The 15,322-nt window shown below is 45.5% G+C and carries 14 protein-coding genes; 11 read left to right on the top strand and 3 right to left on the bottom strand.

From position 1 onward, the window contains the following. Positions 1–747: hypothetical protein (locus ACJ751_RS26875; protein WP_407748628.1), on the top strand; the 747-nt coding region annotated here is incomplete at its 5' end. 95 nt (positions 748–842) lie between these two features. Here ACJ751_RS26875 and ACJ751_RS26870 read toward each other — a convergent pair. From ACJ751_RS26870 to ACJ751_RS26860, 3 genes are all read right to left on the bottom strand, one after another. After that, positions 843–1,271, bottom strand: a complete 429-nt coding sequence (locus tag ACJ751_RS26870) for a YcxB family protein (RefSeq protein ID WP_407748627.1) — start codon at positions 1,269–1,271, stop codon at positions 843–845. Between the two features lie 487 nt (positions 1,272–1,758). Next, entirely contained in the window at positions 1,759–1,881 is a 123-nt protein-coding gene (locus ACJ751_RS26865) for a hypothetical protein (RefSeq protein WP_407748626.1), read from the bottom strand. Positions 1,882–2,154: 273 nt separating this feature from the next. Continuing rightward, on the bottom strand, positions 2,155–5,523 hold the full coding sequence (locus ACJ751_RS26860) for a vitamin B12-dependent ribonucleotide reductase (RefSeq protein ID WP_407748625.1): 3,369 nt from the start codon (positions 5,521–5,523) through the stop codon (positions 2,155–2,157). Between the two features lie 241 nt (positions 5,524–5,764). Between ACJ751_RS26860 and ACJ751_RS26855 the strand changes: the two genes are divergently transcribed. From ACJ751_RS26855 to ACJ751_RS26810, 10 genes are all read left to right on the top strand, one after another. Beyond that, complete coding sequence (locus ACJ751_RS26855; RefSeq protein WP_407748624.1) at positions 5,765–6,580, top strand: DUF2490 domain-containing protein; 816 nt, start codon at positions 5,765–5,767, stop codon at positions 6,578–6,580. Between the two features lie 91 nt (positions 6,581–6,671). Next, complete coding sequence (locus ACJ751_RS26850) at positions 6,672–7,430, top strand: geranylgeranylglyceryl/heptaprenylglyceryl phosphate synthase (protein WP_407748623.1); 759 nt, start codon at positions 6,672–6,674, stop codon at positions 7,428–7,430. 419 nt (positions 7,431–7,849) lie between these two features. Continuing rightward, a complete protein-coding gene (locus ACJ751_RS26845; protein WP_407748622.1) occupies positions 7,850–8,578 on the top strand; it encodes a GNAT family N-acetyltransferase in 729 nt (242 codons plus the stop codon). Positions 8,579–8,595: 17 nt separating this feature from the next. Continuing rightward, the gene (gene argG, locus ACJ751_RS26840; RefSeq protein WP_407748621.1) at positions 8,596–9,798 is read left to right on the top strand and encodes an argininosuccinate synthase; all 1,203 of its coding nucleotides are present in this window, start codon (positions 8,596–8,598) and stop codon (positions 9,796–9,798) included. A 27-nt stretch (positions 9,799–9,825) separates the two neighbouring features. Further along, a complete protein-coding gene (gene argC, locus ACJ751_RS26835; protein WP_407748620.1) occupies positions 9,826–10,845 on the top strand; it encodes an N-acetyl-gamma-glutamyl-phosphate reductase in 1,020 nt (339 codons plus the stop codon). Between the two features lie 42 nt (positions 10,846–10,887). Next, on the top strand, positions 10,888–12,033 hold the full coding sequence (locus ACJ751_RS26830; RefSeq protein WP_407748619.1) for an aspartate aminotransferase family protein: 1,146 nt from the start codon (positions 10,888–10,890) through the stop codon (positions 12,031–12,033). A gap of 129 nt (positions 12,034–12,162) precedes the next feature. Further along, the gene (locus tag ACJ751_RS26825) at positions 12,163–13,134 is read left to right on the top strand and encodes an acetylornithine carbamoyltransferase (RefSeq protein ID WP_407748618.1); all 972 of its coding nucleotides are present in this window, start codon (positions 12,163–12,165) and stop codon (positions 13,132–13,134) included. Positions 13,135–13,145: 11 nt separating this feature from the next. Next, positions 13,146–13,928 carry an acetylglutamate kinase gene (gene argB / locus ACJ751_RS26820; protein ID WP_407748617.1) on the top strand — a complete coding sequence of 261 codons (783 nt, stop codon included), beginning with the start codon at positions 13,146–13,148 and terminating at the stop codon, positions 13,926–13,928. Then, complete coding sequence (locus tag ACJ751_RS26815; protein ID WP_407748616.1) at positions 13,925–14,998, top strand: M20 family metallo-hydrolase; 1,074 nt, start codon at positions 13,925–13,927, stop codon at positions 14,996–14,998. Before argB ends, ACJ751_RS26815 begins: the two co-directional genes overlap by 4 nt. An 89-nt stretch (positions 14,999–15,087) precedes the next feature. After that, a partial coding sequence (locus ACJ751_RS26810) for a four helix bundle protein (RefSeq protein ID WP_407748615.1) occupies positions 15,088–15,322 on the top strand: 235 nt, incomplete at its 3' end.

Raw genomic sequence — 15,322 nt, 5'->3', positions numbered from 1 at the left:
TTCATTGGCGACTACAAGCCGGTTAAAGATTCGGCCGACCAGGTTTTCAAGGATTTCAGTGCTATTGAAAAGGATGTAAAAAAGGGTTTGCAGTTTGTAAAATATTATTTCCCCGCTTATAAAACGCCCTCGCAAATCATCACTTACATTGGCCCTATGGAAGGCTACAGCGATGTGATCACCCGCGATGCGCTGGCTGTAGGGTTGCAGCTGCACATGGGCAATAACTACTCATTATACAAAAGCAATATGGGCCAGGAAGTTTTTCCCGGCTATATCTCCCGCCGTTTCACCCCCGATTATATTGTGGTGAACTGTATGAAGAATATCATCAATGACATTTCGCCTGAAAAAAGCGGCAGCATGCCCCTGGTAGAACAAATGGTTGAAAAGGGAAAACGGTTATATGTGCTGGATAAGATATTGCCCTATACAGCCGATACACTTAAAAGCGGTTATACCGCCCCACAGCTGGCCGGATGCTATAAGAATGAAGGACTTATCTGGAATCACTTTCTCAGCCATAACCTGTTGTTCACCATTGAACCGGCTGATATAAGACCGTATATGGAGGAAGCGCCCAACACCCCTGAGATCACCGATCAGGCACCCGGGGCTATCGGTATTTTCGTTGGCTGGCAGATTGTAAAAAAATATATGACCAAACACAGCGACCTCTCGTTAAATGAGCTGCTGAATACCGATGCGAAGAAGATCTTTGAAGAGAGTAAGTATCGACCTAATTAGGACATCGGCTATGGGCAGTAAATGAGTGGTGAGTTGTTGGTGGCGAGTAAACCTTTTAACCTCCTTCACCCTAAACTTGTCAACTCGTCAACTGATCAACTGGTCAACTTTTTCTTCCCTATCCTCTCCCTCAACATCTCTCTAACCGCCTGCAAGTCAGTAATATCCTTAAACGCATCCTTGGGCACCAGGAAAAAAGAGCGGGCATCGAAATAGAGGTGAAAAAAATAAGGGCTTTCTATAAAATAGCTGAATTTATTCCATTCCCAGCCTTTGGAACCCTTAGCGGTTTCCAACATTATGCCCTCGCCTTCAAAATGCATGGCAAAATGGTCTTTGAACGTGAGCGACCGCTTATAAATACTGCTGGGTAACAAGCGCCAGATAACCAGCATCAGCATGAACCACAGAAAGGAAAATATTAAAAACGAAACAGGCTGTATTTTCTTCAGCGCAAACAATACCGCCGAAGCAATGGTAAATACATTGATCAATATCAGCAGGATCTTGATTTCAGGACGCATTAAAAAGTGATAACGCAAGGCTTGAATTACCTGCTTCTTATCATAACCAAATTGAACTGTCATTCAGCTTTCCCCCAATTAAGGCCGTAAAAGTAAGAATTCCGGCAATAGACAGGAATAAAACAGGGTTCAAATTAATGAACCCTGTCCAGCAGTGCACATGAAACTATCCCGCCTAAGCGGGAATGTCCTGTTTTCAGGGCAAAATTGTTCTTAATGGCTACACTTGAGGTTTAGTAATTCGGTCGAATAATATAGTGCAGAGGGCAAAATTGTTTCGTTTTGCAAACGTACTATGGAAAATGCCGAATGGCAATACCACTTTGTGGTGAGGTCACAATTGGTGGAAATTTATTAAAACACTGAATATCAATGATTTTATCACAAAAGGAGTGCAATGTATGAACTGAGGTGATCGGGTATTTTTGACTGGGAAAGTGGGATTTGTAGGATAGATGGGGATGTTGGATTGGGAATGAGGCATAGCTTACCGTACCATTTTGCCACATTTGGCTTTGCCATTGGCTGCTTCATATGGAGTAATATACCGGCTGCAGGAGGCCAGGAAGGCAATGCAAATCATTATGAGTAACAGGATTTTCAATTTCATGTAAAGTAGTGGGTTCAGTAGTTAAAGATACGCAATGGTTCTTCGTATTAGCATTTATAAATATGTTAAAGAAAGGAATTGCAAGGGTGAAAATACAAAAACCGGGAAAGAAATGGTCGTTGCAGCAATTACTTCGTAACAAAAGAAAAATCCGCCCATAAACATGAGCGGATTGAAGTTTATAAAATATAACCGTCCAAAAAATCACATTAAGGTTCCCGACTTCAGTCGGGAGGCACGGATAATGGAGCGGGTCTTAACAATCAAGGTCTATCAGCTGCAACCCATGCTATTACCGCAATTAAGGCATTTATAGCAGGTACCGCTACGGATGGTTATATGTCCGCAGGTATTACAGGCCGGCGCATCACTTTGCATGCTTTTAGCTGCTGCATTAATGGCGTCTATACCTGCTTCTGCTCTTTTAACAGTGGCTTTTACGGGTTTTAAAGTTTCTGCTTCTGGTGCTTTTGTATGTTTACCAGGCACTACCCGTACATCACTCAATGGGGGAGTGCTTTTGTTGTACTCCAGCGATGTGGGAATTTCATCCCATTCATCCACTCCGGTATTCATTACTTCTGGTTTGTCGAGCACATGTACCAGGTCGGTTCTACCCAGGTATTCATACGCCAGAGCACGGAAAATAAAGTCTACAATTGAAGTGGTGCTCTTGATGTTGGGGTGATCAACCATTCCTGCAGGTTCAAAACGCGTGAACACAAATTTCTCAACAAATTCTTCCAGTGGCACGCCGTATTGCAGGCCAATGGAAATAGCAATGGCAAAACAGTTCAGCATACTACGCATGGTAGCGCCTTCTTTTGCCATGTCGATGAAGATCTCACCTACCGTTCCATCACCATATTCTCCGGTGCGTAAGAACAAGGCCTGTCCATTGATCTTGGCTTTTTGTGTAAAGCCGCGGCGTTTGGCCGGTAAGGTTCTGCGTTCAACAATACGCGCCAGTTCCCTTTTCAATTTGGTATCGGGTGATGCCTGAACACGTTTTTGAACTTCATCCAGCAACTCAGCGATGGTGAGTTTGCCCAGGTCAACAATGTTTGATTCCTGTGGTTCAGTGGCGGCAGTGGTTTCACTGGTCACTTCTTCTGTTTTTTTCTTCTTATCACTCTTATTGCTCAGCGGCTGACTAAGCTTGGAACCATCGCGGTACAACGCGCAGGCTTTTAAGCCCAGTTTCCAGCTCATCATATACGCATCGGCGATTTCTTCTACTGTTGCCTCATTAGGCAGGTTAATGGTTTTTGAAATAGCACCACTCAGGAAAGGTTGTGCGGCGGCCATCATCCGAATATGGCCATGGGCATGAATGTAACGTTCTCCCTTTTTACCGCACTTGTTGGCACAGTCAAAAACGGGCAGGTGTTCGGCCTTCAGGAAAGGCGCTCCTTCAATGGTCATGGTACCGCAGATGTAATCATTGGCGGCTTCCACTTCTTCTTCTGTAAAGCCTAAAGCGTCCAACAGGCTCCATTCGAAGTTAAAGTACTGCTCAGGTTTGAATCCCAGGCGTTGCAGGCATTCTTCGCCGAGCGTGTAAACATTGAATACAAATCCGATTTCAAAGGCGGATGCTACTGCTGCATCTAATTTTTTTATCTCTTCGGCTATAAATCCTTTCTCGCTTAATGTCTGGTGATTGATATGCGGCGCGCCAACAAAAGTGCCGGCCCCTACTGCATATTTTACAATGGACTCAATTTCGCGGGTTTGATAACCCAGGTTCTTCAACGCAGTGGGTACACTCTGGTTGATGATCTTGAAGTAACCACCACCACTGAGTTTTTTAAATTTAACCAGTGCAAAATCGGGTTCCACACCAGTGGTATCGCAATCCATTACTAGGCCAATGGTGCCGGTAGGCGCAATTACAGTAACCTGTGCATTGCGATAACCATATTTCTCGCCTAACTGTACCGCTTCGTCCCATGCTTTGGTAGCAGCTTTCAGCAGGTAATCAGGACAATATTTTGCTTTTATACCCTGGGGCTTTATGTGCAGTTTTTCATAATCGTCTGCATCATAAGCGGCCAGGCGGTGGTTGCGCATTACCCGCAACATATCTTCCCGGTTCTCTTCATAACGGCTGAAGGGTCCCAGGATGGAAGCCAGCTCGGCAGATGTTTTATAAGCAATACCGGTCATGATAGCGGTGAGGGCGCCGGCAATACCGCGGGCTTCTTCACTATCATAAGGGATCCCCATAACCATTAACATGGAGCCCAGGTTGGCATAACCCAAACCCAACGTGCGATAATCGTAGCTCAGTTGCGCTACTTCTTTTGAAGGGAACTGCGCCATCAACACAGATACTTCAAGTACTACTGTCCATAAACGGCAGATATACTCAAACCCTTCTACATCGAATGTATTGGTAGCCTCGTTATAAAAACGGCGCAGGTTGGCCGATGCCAGGTTACAGGCCGTATTATCGAGGAACATATATTCACTGCAAGGGTTGGACGCGTTGATGCGGCCGCCTTTTGGACTGGTATGCCACTCGTTGATAGTGGTGTCATATTGCGTACCGGGGTCGGCACAACGCCAGGCGGCATAAGAGATCTGGTTCCATACTTCTTTGGCCGGAATGCGTTTCATCACCCGTCCATCGGTTCTGGCCTTTAATTCCCAGTCTTCATTATTCTGCAGCTTTTCGAAAAACTCATTGGAAATACGGATGGAATTGTTGGAGTTTTGTCCGCTCACGGTCCTGTACGCTTCACCTTCATAATCGCTGGGATAACCGGCAGCGATCAGCGCGCCTACTTTCTTTTCTTCTTCTACTTTCCAGTTAATAAAGTCCATGATCTCTGGGTGATCCAGGTCGAGACAAACCATTTTGGCTGCACGACGGGTAGTACCACCGCTTTTGATGGCGCCGGCAGCGCGGTCACCGATCTTTAAAAAGCTCATTAAACCACTGGAGGTTCCTCCGCCGCTCAATTTCTCCCCTTCTCCCCTGATAGTAGAAAAGTTAGTTCCTACCCCACTGCCATATTTAAAAATGCGGGCTTCACGCATCCACAGGTCCATGATACCGCCGTCGTTAACCAGGTCATCCTCTACGCTTAAAATAAAGCAGGCGTGTGGCTGCGGGCGCTCATATGCTGAAGTTGATTTTTTCAATTGACCATCAACAGGGTCTACATAATAATGCCCCTGTGGTTTGCCCTTAATATTATAGCTTTCAAATAAACCGGTATTGAACCATTGCGGGCTGTTTGGTGTGCAGGATTGGTTCAGGATACAATGTACCAGCTCTTCATAAAAGATGGTGGCATCCTGCTCCGAAGCAAAATAACCATACTTTTCACCCCATGCCCGCCAGCAATTCGCCATGCGATGGGCTACCTGTTTTACCGAAGTTTCACGACCTAAAGATCCATCCTGTTGGGGAACGCCTGCCTTGCGGAAATACTTCTGGGCCAAAATATCTGTAGCAATCTGACTCCAGTGCTTGGGCACCTCCACATTATTCATTTCAAACACCACTTCACCACTCGGATTGCGGATAACCGACGTTCGGTAATCGTATTCAAACTGATCAAAAACAGACACTCCATCACGGGTGAAACGGCGATTGAACTGTAAGCCTTTCGATTGCTTTTTAATGGGCATTGGTTAGAAAGTTTTTAACATGAATAAATCAGGGTGTAGGGGTACAGGGTGAAGAACGAAAATATCTTTTGAAAGTCACATTTTCACGTCCTAGATATGCACAGCTGTGGAAAAAGGATGTGAAAAATACTAAGATGCAAGCTGGGTGTGACTTACTTGATTTTTGCACAGAATACGGTTCAATGTTGATTACTTTTTATAGGTTATTTATTAAAAAATCGTTATCTAATAAGGCTTCATAATGCCCGTTTTCACCACCCATTTCCCCATACAAACAATCATTAGGCAATTGTTTGTTTTCTTTGCCTCCATGTTCTTTTATAAACAATTAACCTGGGTGATGGTTGGAATGGTTGCTGGCCATCATGGTCGCTCGCAGCTGGCTTTATCAGGTTGGGCTACCACCAATAACCAGTTCCCGATCTCCCATAAAATAGTGTACCAGCTGGAAGCCAGTTTCAGAAGCGATACCAAAAGACAATACCTGCAAACATTTTTACTGCGAACCGGCGCCTTTGTGCAATTGAATAGCCAGTGGAGCGTGGGTGGCGGCTATTGCCTTACCGACAACCGCCGTACTGTAGGCGGCATAACAGGCTATGCCTCAGAACATCAGGCACTTGAGCAGGCCTGGTTTATTCACCCTGTTTATTTTGGCCATGGCTATAAAACCTTTATGCGGCAACGCCTACGCCTCGAAAACCGGTGGCTGCCCAACGTGGTAAAAGACAATGACGACCTAAAGAAAACAGGCACCTCCTTCACCAACCGGTTACGTTACCAGATCAGGGAGCAGATACCCCTGGTTCCGGTTATAAATGACTTTAACAAAGGCAGTTATCTATTGGTGCAGAACGAGTTCTTTTTCAATGTAAGTGGTCAGCAATATGTAAATGGTAAATGGTTCGATCAGAATCGCAGCCTTGTAGGCACCGGATACCGGTTCAATCGGCATATGGATCTGGAGTTATCGTATATGTTACGCCTTATCAAAGAGGCCACAAATGGGTGGTCGAACGAAAACCTGGTACAGGTAACTGCTTTAAGTAGATTGTAATAGGCTGAAAAACAATAAATGGTAAAAGTTTCGGCACGTTATCGCCCCTTTGAAAAACTTTTTGCATTTTTGTAGTCACCAATAGCCAAGCATGACGAATCGCATTTATCAATCTTTACTGCAACATAAGACGAACGGACAGAAGTCATTTGCAGTACTGATTGACCCAGACAAGGTTACAGTAGAAAAAATAGATGAATTGACTGCATTGGCCAGCGAAGCGCGGGCTGATTACTTGCTGGTGGGTGGAAGCCTGGTTGTCACCAACCGGCTCGATGAGGTAGTACAGCAAATAAAAAAGAATTGCGAGATCCCGGTAATCCTGTTCCCGGGCAGTCCATCGCAAATAACCCCCTATGCCGATGCACTGCTTTATTTATCCCTTATTTCGGGACGCAATGCTGAATTGCTGATCGGTCAGCATGTTATTTCAGCGCCGTTTGTAAAACAGAGCCGGTTGGAGATCATTTCAACTGGTTATATGGTTATTGACGGTGGCGCTCCAACCACCGTTTCTTATATCAGCAATGCGGCGCCCATTCCAGCCGATAAAAACGAAATTGCCATGTGCACTGCCATGGCCGGCGAAATGCTGGGCATGAAGCTGATCTATATGGATGCAGGCAGCGGCGCCAAACGCCCTATCACTGAAAGCATGATAGAGAAAGTGGCGCAGGTGATTGAAGTGCCGCTGGTTATTGGTGGCGGCATCCTGGACCCCGAAAAAGCCTACCGCAACTGCAAGGCCGGCGCAGATATGATCGTTATTGGCAATGCCATTGAAAAAGATGCTTCGCTGATAAAAGAAATGAGCGCTGCTATCCATTCGGTACCTACCCGCATAGCTTAGTCATTGAACTATTTGATGGTTTGATTGTCTTATAACAGAAAGGTGCTTAACAATTAATTTGGGAATTAGCTAAAATTTTACACCAAAAATCCCCATTGATTGTAAAAAGTTGTTTTTCTTTGCGGTGACAAAATCTATTGATTTAAAAGCATACCCGATTAAAATGCAAAAAAATCTCACCATAATACTCGCTGATGTAGTCGCGCAAGCCGTGATTACTATAGTGCGTGGGGTTTTTCCTGTACGTCTCAGTACAGTTTTTTTCTTCCAACCTATCCCCGTAAGGGTGCGACGTTGATACTCACTGAACCATACTGCATGTATTGTGGTATTTGGAATGATTGTCATTCCAGCAAGCCCTCGTCTCCGGCACGATGTTTTAAGCCGTTGCATTTTTCACATTTAGCCTTGTTTCAAAAATGGAAACTCAACATCAATTTCAGGTTATTGTAGCCAACGAATCACACCTCAGCTTTGCTCAGATCATATGCGATGAAATGGCCGCATCAGCCAAAGCCCGCGGAACCGGTATAGCCAAACGTTCGCCCGAATATATTCAACAGAAGATGCGTGAAGGGAAAGCGGTGATCGCTTTTAATGAGGATGGCATCTGGGCAGGCTTTTGTTACATCGAAACCTGGAGCCATGGCGAGTATGTTGCCAATTCAGGGCTGATCGTATCTCCCAGCTTCCGTAAAGGCGGTTTGGCAAAAGCTATTAAGAAAAAGATATTCGAGCTTAGCCGGCAAACCTACCCCGATTCAAAAATATTCGGTCTTACTACCGGACTGGCCGTTATGAAGATCAACAGCGATCTTGGGTACGAGCCTGTAACTTATTCAGAGCTTACACAGGATGAAGCATTCTGGGCTGGTTGCAAAAGCTGTGTGAACTACGATATTCTTATGAGCAAAGAACGCAAGAACTGTTTGTGCACCGCCATGCTGTACGATCCAAAAGATCACTACGAGCCGCAGGAAACAAAAGAGTTCTTCGAAGAGAAGAAGAGCGTATTTGAGCGGCTGTTACGAATAAAACAATGGAAATTGCTGAAGCCTTTTTTTAAGGACGATAAAGACAACAACACCCCTTCTGGCGGTGGGGCCGGCAAGACCAAATCTTTTTTTCACTACTTTTTTAATTTCTAAAAACAATTCTTGCGAAGATGGCAAAGAAAGTTGTTCTCGGTTTTAGCGGTGGTTTAGACACTACATTTTGTGTAAAATACCTGGGCGAAGACCAGGGCTACGAAGTGCACAGCATTATTGTAAATACCGGTGGTTTCAGCGAGGAGGAGTTGAAGAAGATTGAAGAGCACGCTTATAAACTGGGTGTAAAAACACATACAACAGTTAACGCCATACAAGGATACTACGATCGCATTATAAAATACCTCATTTACGGGAATGTGTTAAAGAACAACACGTATCCGTTAAGTGTGAGCGCCGAACGATTGAGCCAGGCCCTGCACATTGCAGAGCACGTAAAGAAATTAAATGCCGATGCTGTTGCGCATGGCAGTACTGGCGCTGGTAACGACCAGGTTCGCTTTGATATGGTGTTCCACATTTTGATCCCCGGTGTAGAGATCATTACCCCAATCCGCGACCTGAAACTGAGCCGCGAAGCAGAAATTGAATACCTGAAAGGCAAAGGCGTGGACATGAATTTCGCCAAAGCCGTTTACTCTATCAATAAAGGCCTGTGGGGAACCAGCGTAGGTGGTAAAGAAACGCTGTCTTCAAAAGGCATGCTGCCCGAAGAAGCCTGGCCTACCCAGGTTACCAAAACCGGTAGCGAAGAAGTAAAACTCCGTTTTGAAAAAGGCGAACTGAAAAAGATCAACGATAAAGCATTTGCGCATCCCAGCGAAGCCATTCAGTACCTGCAAACCATTGCCGGTGCGTATGGTGTTGGCCGCGATATTCACGTAGGCGATACCATCATTGGTATTAAAGGCAGAGTGGGTTTTGAAGCTGCCGCTCCCATGGTGATATTGAAAGCTCATCATGCATTGGAAAAGCACGTGCTTACCAAATGGCAGCTGAACTGGAAAGACCAGCTGGCCCAGTTCTACGGCAACTGGTTACACGAAGGACAGATCATGGACCCTGTAATGCGCGATATTGAAGCATACCTCGAAAATTCTCAGGCACACGTAACCGGCGATGTATTTGTTCACCTGCAGCCTTATCGCTTCCAGATCATCGGTATTGAATCAACCTATGACCTTATGAGCAGCAAGTTTGGCAAATATGGTGAAATGAATACCGGCTTTACTGGCGAAGACGTTCGTGGCTTCAGCAAAATATTTGGCAACCAGACTTCGATCTGGAATTCGGTTAAAGAGGACAATGAGAAGAAATAGTTGACGAGTTATGATTAAATGAATTTTATGAGTAAGAAAATAAAAGTAGGCGTAATAGGTGGTGCAGGTTATACGGGTGGTGAATTGCTCAGGTTACTGATCAATCATCCCCATGTGGAGATCGCCTTCATAAACAGTAAAAGCAATGCCGGTAATCCCATTTCCCAGGTACATGCTGACCTGATTGGAGAAACAGACCTTCAATTTTCTGATGATCTGTCGCCCTTACAGGATGGCAGCGTAGAGGTAATATTCCTGTGCGTAGGACATGGCGATGCCCGCAAGTTTTTAACGGAGTATAAAGTAAATGACAAGATCAGGATTATAGATCTTTCTCAGGATTTCAGACTTGCCCCGCAATCGGCAATCGGCAATCGGCAATTCGTTTACGGCCTGCCTGAGTTAAACAAAGATCAGATCAAAGGCGCACAGAACATTGCCAATCCTGGTTGTTTTGCTACCGGCATTCAATTAGGCTTGTTGCCATTGGCAAAAGCCGGTTTGCTGAAATCGGTTTATACCACTGGTATTACCGGTTCTACCGGGGCTGGACAGGGTTTATCGGCCACCTCGCATTTCAGCTGGCGCGCCAATAATATTCAGGCCTATAAAACTTTAACGCACCAGCATTTAAAGGAGATCACCCAGTCCATACAACAGCTGCAACCCTCCTTTGCGCCGGTAACTGCGGAAGGTTCTTCTGAAGCTTTGAGCTTTATTCCCTGGCGCGGTGATTTTACCCGGGGTATTTTCGTCAGCTCCCTGGTTGATTGCGACTGGAAACTGGAGCAGCTTATTGAACTGTATTGCGACTTCTATAAAGGTCAGCCTTTCACTGTGCTGAGCAAAAGCGAGGTCTTTTTAAAGCAGGTGGTGAATACCAATAAATGTGTTATTCAACTGGAGAAAGTAGGCAGCAAACTGGTGGTGCACAGTGCCATCGATAACCTTACCAAAGGCGCCTCCGGGCAGGCAGTACAGAATATGAACCTTATTTTCGGTTTAGATGAGACTGCTGGCCTGAAATTGAAAGCGAATTATTTTTAATCATAAGCGGAGTGGGCAACCACGATGTAAACATTTACAACCATGAAACTCTTTGACGTTTATCCGATCAACAACATCGTCATCGATAAGGCTAAAGGCTCTTACGTATGGGATGACAAAGGGGAACAATACCTTGACCTGTATGGCGGTCACGCGGTAATTAGTATTGGCCATACCCATCCGCATTATGTTGAACGATTGACCAACCAGTTAAATAAAGTAGGCTTCTATTCCAATTCGGTTAAAATGCCTTTGCAGGACGAACTGGCGGAAAAGCTGGGTAAATTATCCGGTAAACCCGATTACCAGTTATTCCTCATCAGCTCAGGCGCAGAAGCCAATGAAAATGCATTGAAGCTGGCCTCTTTTCACAATGGCCGCAAAAAAATAATTGCGTTTAAGAAATCTTTCCACGGACGTACCTCCCTGGCAGTTGCTGCCACTGACAACCCTGCTATTGTAGCACCGGTGAACCAAACATCGAACGTGATCTTTCTTCCCTTTAATGATGTAGCAGCGCTGGAAGCCTGCTTCAAAGAACAGGGCAATGAAATCTCTTCGGTGATCATCGAAGGCATACAGGGCGTGGGCGGCATCAATGTAGCCAGTGAGTCTTTTTTACAAGCCATCCGTCGCCTGTGCGACCAATATGGCGCCGTATACATTGCTGACAGCGTACAATGCGGGTATGGCAGAAGCGGTCAGTTCTTTTCACACGACTACGCCGGTGTAAATGCAGACATCTACACCATGGCTAAAGGCATGGGCAATGGATTCCCTGTTGCCGGTATCATCATTGCTCCGCATTTACAGGCCAGGCATGGTATGTTAGGCACCACTTTCGGTGGTAATCACCTGGCCTGCGCAGCTGCCCTGGCCGTTGTAGAAGTAATAGAAAAAGAGAACCTGTTACAAAACGCAGCCGAAGTAGGTCAGTACCTGATGGATGAATTGAAAAAGATACCCCAGCTGCAAAATGTACGGGGCCGCGGTTTAATGATCGGGTTTGATGTACCTGAGCAATTCAAAGACCTGCGCAAGAACTTACTGTGGAAACACAAGATCTTCACAGGCGAAGCAAAACCAAACGTGATAAGGTTATTGCCTTCCCTGGCCCTGCGTAAAAAAGATGCCGACCAGTTGCTGGAAGCCATCAAAGAAGAAATTGAGGTAAGCATTGAAGCATAATATAATTAGGTGGGTCACCCTTTTTGGGTGGCTCACCTTTAAAAAAGGGTGAGCCGCCCTTTGGAGGGCGACCCACCCTGACTTCTTTCATAAGTAACTTTATTATTCATTCTCCTTTCCGCTACAGGCATGAAAAATTTCACAAGTGTACACGATGTCCCGAGTATCGATGAGCTGGTAATTAAGGCGCTCTCCTACAAAACCACTCCCTTTCTTGACAAATCATTGGGAGCCGGTAAACGTATTGGTTTATTGTTCCTGAACCCCAGTATGCGTACCCGCCTTAGTACCCAGATCGCTGCTCAAAACCTGGGTATGGAACCCATCGTGTTCAATGTAGGACAGGAAGGCTGGGCACTGGAGTTTGAAGACGAGGCCATCATGAGCGGCAGCACCGTTGAGCACGTAAAAGATGCGGCGCCGATCATGGGTAACTATTTTGATATCCTGGCCATTCGCACCTTCCCTTCTTTAAAGAACCGGGAAGACGATTACAGCGAACTTTACATAAAACAATTCATAAAATACGCCGGCATTCCGGTGGTAAGTCTGGAAAGCGCTACCCTGCACCCGTTGCAAAGCCTGACAGATATTATTACCATTACCGAATGCTTGAAGAAGAAACCGCTGCCGGCAGGTAAAAAACCCAAGATCGTTCTTACCTGGGCGCCCCACGTAAAACCATTGCCGCAATGCGTGGCCAATAGCTTTTCCCAATGGGTGAATGCCTGGGGACAAGCCGATTTTGTAATCACTCACCCCGAGGATTATGAGCTGGACGAGCAATTCACCAAAGGCGCTACCATTACGCATAATCAGGACGAAGCCTTAAAAGACGCCGACTTTGTTTATGTGAAGAACTGGAGCACTTTTAAAGATTACGGAAAGATCTATACCAACGACCCCGAGTGGATGCTGACCAATAAAAAGCTGGCAGTTACCAACAATGCCAAGGTAATGCATTGCTTACCCGTTCGGCGTAATGTGGAGTTGAGCGATGAAATACTGGATGGGCTCAACAGCATTGTTACCCAGGAAGCCAGCAACCGCGTTTGGGCAGCACAGGCCGTACTCAGTGAAATACTCGAATCGTTAAAATAAACAAGCAGCCTGTGTCCACATTATATGTTGTTAAGATAGGCGGTAATATCATCGATGATGAAAAGAAATTATCTTCTTTTCTGAAAGATTTTGCAGCAGTAAAAGGCCAGAAGGTCCTGATCCATGGCGGTGGTAAACTCGCTACCAAACTAGCCGAACAAATGAACGTTCCGCAACAAATGATCGATGGCCGGCGCATTACCGATGCAGAGACCCTGAAGATAGTGACCATGGTTTACGCTGGTTATATCAATAAGAATGTGGTAGCGCAATTACAGGCCAATAACTGCAATGCTATTGGTTTAACCGGCGCCGACGGCAATGTTATTCTAGCCCATAAAAGAAATCACCCCACTATCGACTATGGTTTTGCCGGTGATGTAGATGCCATCAACACAACGTTGTTAAAAAGCATTCTCGACCAACAGATAGCGGTGGTAATGGCTCCCATTACCCACGACCAGAAAGGACAGTTGCTGAACACCAATGCCGATACCATTGCACAGGAAGTAGCCACTTCCCTGGGTGCCCTGTACGATGTGCAGCTGATCTATTCGTTCGAAAAAAGCGGGGTGCTGTTCGACGCCAATGACGACAGCACGGTAATAAACAGCATCAACCCAACCTATTACCAGCAATTAAAATCAGAACAAAAAATATTCGCCGGCATGATCCCCAAACTGGATAACGCTTTTGCCGCGCTGAACCGTGGAGTAAAGAAAGTGATCATAGGCAAAGCCGAACAGTTAACCGATCTCATCACCGGTAAGGCCGGAACAAGCATTGTACAATGAGTAATATCAATTTACATACACTGCAACAAAGCGCTATTGAATTGCTTAAGCAGTTGATCAGCACGCCTTCCTTCAGCAAAGAGGAAGATAAAACAGCTGACATCCTGAAATCATTCCTTGAAAAGCATGGCGTGCCGGTTAAAAACGTTCAGCACAACGTTTACGCCCGTAACGCGCATTACGATGACAGCAAGCCCACCATTTTATTAAACTCGCACCACGATACGGTAAAGCCGAATAAGAATTATACCCTCGATCCATTTACGCCCATTGAAAAAGAGGGCAGGTTATTCGGACTGGGCAGCAACGATGCCGGTGGCCCGCTGGTGTCATTGATCGCTACCTTTCTATATTTTTATAATCGTACCGATCTTAAGTATAACCTGGTGCTGGCCGCTTCTGCCGAAGAAGAGATCAGTGGGAAAGATGGGATTGAACTGGTTCTCCCCCACATTGGAAACATTGATTGCGCCATTGTAGGCGAACCCACCCAAATGCAAATGGCAGTGGCCGAAAGGGGGCTGATGGTACTTGATTGTGTGGCCCACGGCAAAGCCGGACATGCGGCCCGCAACGAAGGCGAGAATTCTATCTACAAAGCCATAAAAGATATCGAGTGGTTTCAATCATACCAGTTCCCCAAGGTATCTGACCTGCTGGGACCGGTAAAAATGAGCGTGACGGTTATTGAAACCGATAACAAACAACACAACGTGGTTCCGGCCCACACCAAATTTGTGGTAGACACCCGCGTGAATGAGTTGTATACTTTCGAAGAGGTGCTGGAAGTGATTCATAAAAATGTGGCGTGTGAAGTAACACCCCGCAGTACGCGGTTACGCTCCACTTCTATTGCAATAGATCACCCATTAATAAAATCGGGCGTTGCATTGGGCAGAACGTATTATGGCTCCCCCACTACATCCGACAAAGCCCTGATGCCCTTTCAGGCGCTGAAAATGGGCCCGGGAGATTCGGCGCGGAGTCATACAGCAGATGAGTTTATATACGTGGAGGAAGTTAAGGAGGGGATAGAGTTGTATATTAGGTTGTTGGAGAAGATATTGTAGTTGCCGGTTACCAGTTACCGGATACCGGGGAATACAGCATTTGGTTAATGACTTTGATTAGAGTGTATTTAAATAAAAATCACTCTATTATGTCAAGTTATAAGGATCTGGATATATACAATGAATCAAAACGCTTGGCCATTGAAATTCATAAAATGACCATGGCATTACCAAAACACGAGCTATATGAAGAAGGAAGTCAAATAAGACGTTCTTCTAAATCTATAGCATCAATGATTGTTGAGGGATATGGAAGGAGAAGGTATAAGGCAGATTATATAAAGTATTTAATATACTCTCAATCAGAATGTGACGAGACTATTG

Source organism: Niastella sp. (assembly GCF_045805085.1).
Classification (GTDB): domain Bacteria; phylum Bacteroidota; class Bacteroidia; order Chitinophagales; family Chitinophagaceae; genus Niastella.
The sequence above is the reverse complement of the archived record's forward strand: the minus strand, read 5'-3'. Positions and strand labels throughout refer to the sequence as shown.

What these genes read in the sequence shown, in the direction of transcription:
- argG (WP_407748621.1), top strand. Translation starts at nt 8,596, where the DNA reads ATGGCAAAGAAAGTTGTTCTCGGTTTTAGCGGTGGTTTAGACACTACA.
- argC (WP_407748620.1), top strand. Translation starts at nt 9,826, where the DNA reads ATGAGTAAGAAAATAAAAGTAGGCGTAATAGGTGGTGCAGGTTATACG.
- ACJ751_RS26865 (WP_407748626.1), bottom strand. Translation starts at nt 1,881, where the DNA reads ATGAAATTGAAAATCCTGTTACTCATAATGATTTGCATTGCCTTCCTG.
- ACJ751_RS26855 (WP_407748624.1), top strand. Translation starts at nt 5,765, where the DNA reads ATGCCCGTTTTCACCACCCATTTCCCCATACAAACAATCATTAGGCAA.
- ACJ751_RS26870 (WP_407748627.1), bottom strand. Translation starts at nt 1,271, where the DNA reads ATGCGTCCTGAAATCAAGATCCTGCTGATATTGATCAATGTATTTACC.
- ACJ751_RS26815 (WP_407748616.1), top strand. Translation starts at nt 13,925, where the DNA reads ATGAGTAATATCAATTTACATACACTGCAACAAAGCGCTATTGAATTG.
- ACJ751_RS26830 (WP_407748619.1), top strand. Translation starts at nt 10,888, where the DNA reads ATGAAACTCTTTGACGTTTATCCGATCAACAACATCGTCATCGATAAG.
- ACJ751_RS26860 (WP_407748625.1), bottom strand. Translation starts at nt 5,523, where the DNA reads ATGCCCATTAAAAAGCAATCGAAAGGCTTACAGTTCAATCGCCGTTTC.
- ACJ751_RS26825 (WP_407748618.1), top strand. Translation starts at nt 12,163, where the DNA reads ATGAAAAATTTCACAAGTGTACACGATGTCCCGAGTATCGATGAGCTG.
- ACJ751_RS26845 (WP_407748622.1), top strand. Translation starts at nt 7,850, where the DNA reads ATGGAAACTCAACATCAATTTCAGGTTATTGTAGCCAACGAATCACAC.
- ACJ751_RS26850 (WP_407748623.1), top strand. Translation starts at nt 6,672, where the DNA reads ATGACGAATCGCATTTATCAATCTTTACTGCAACATAAGACGAACGGA.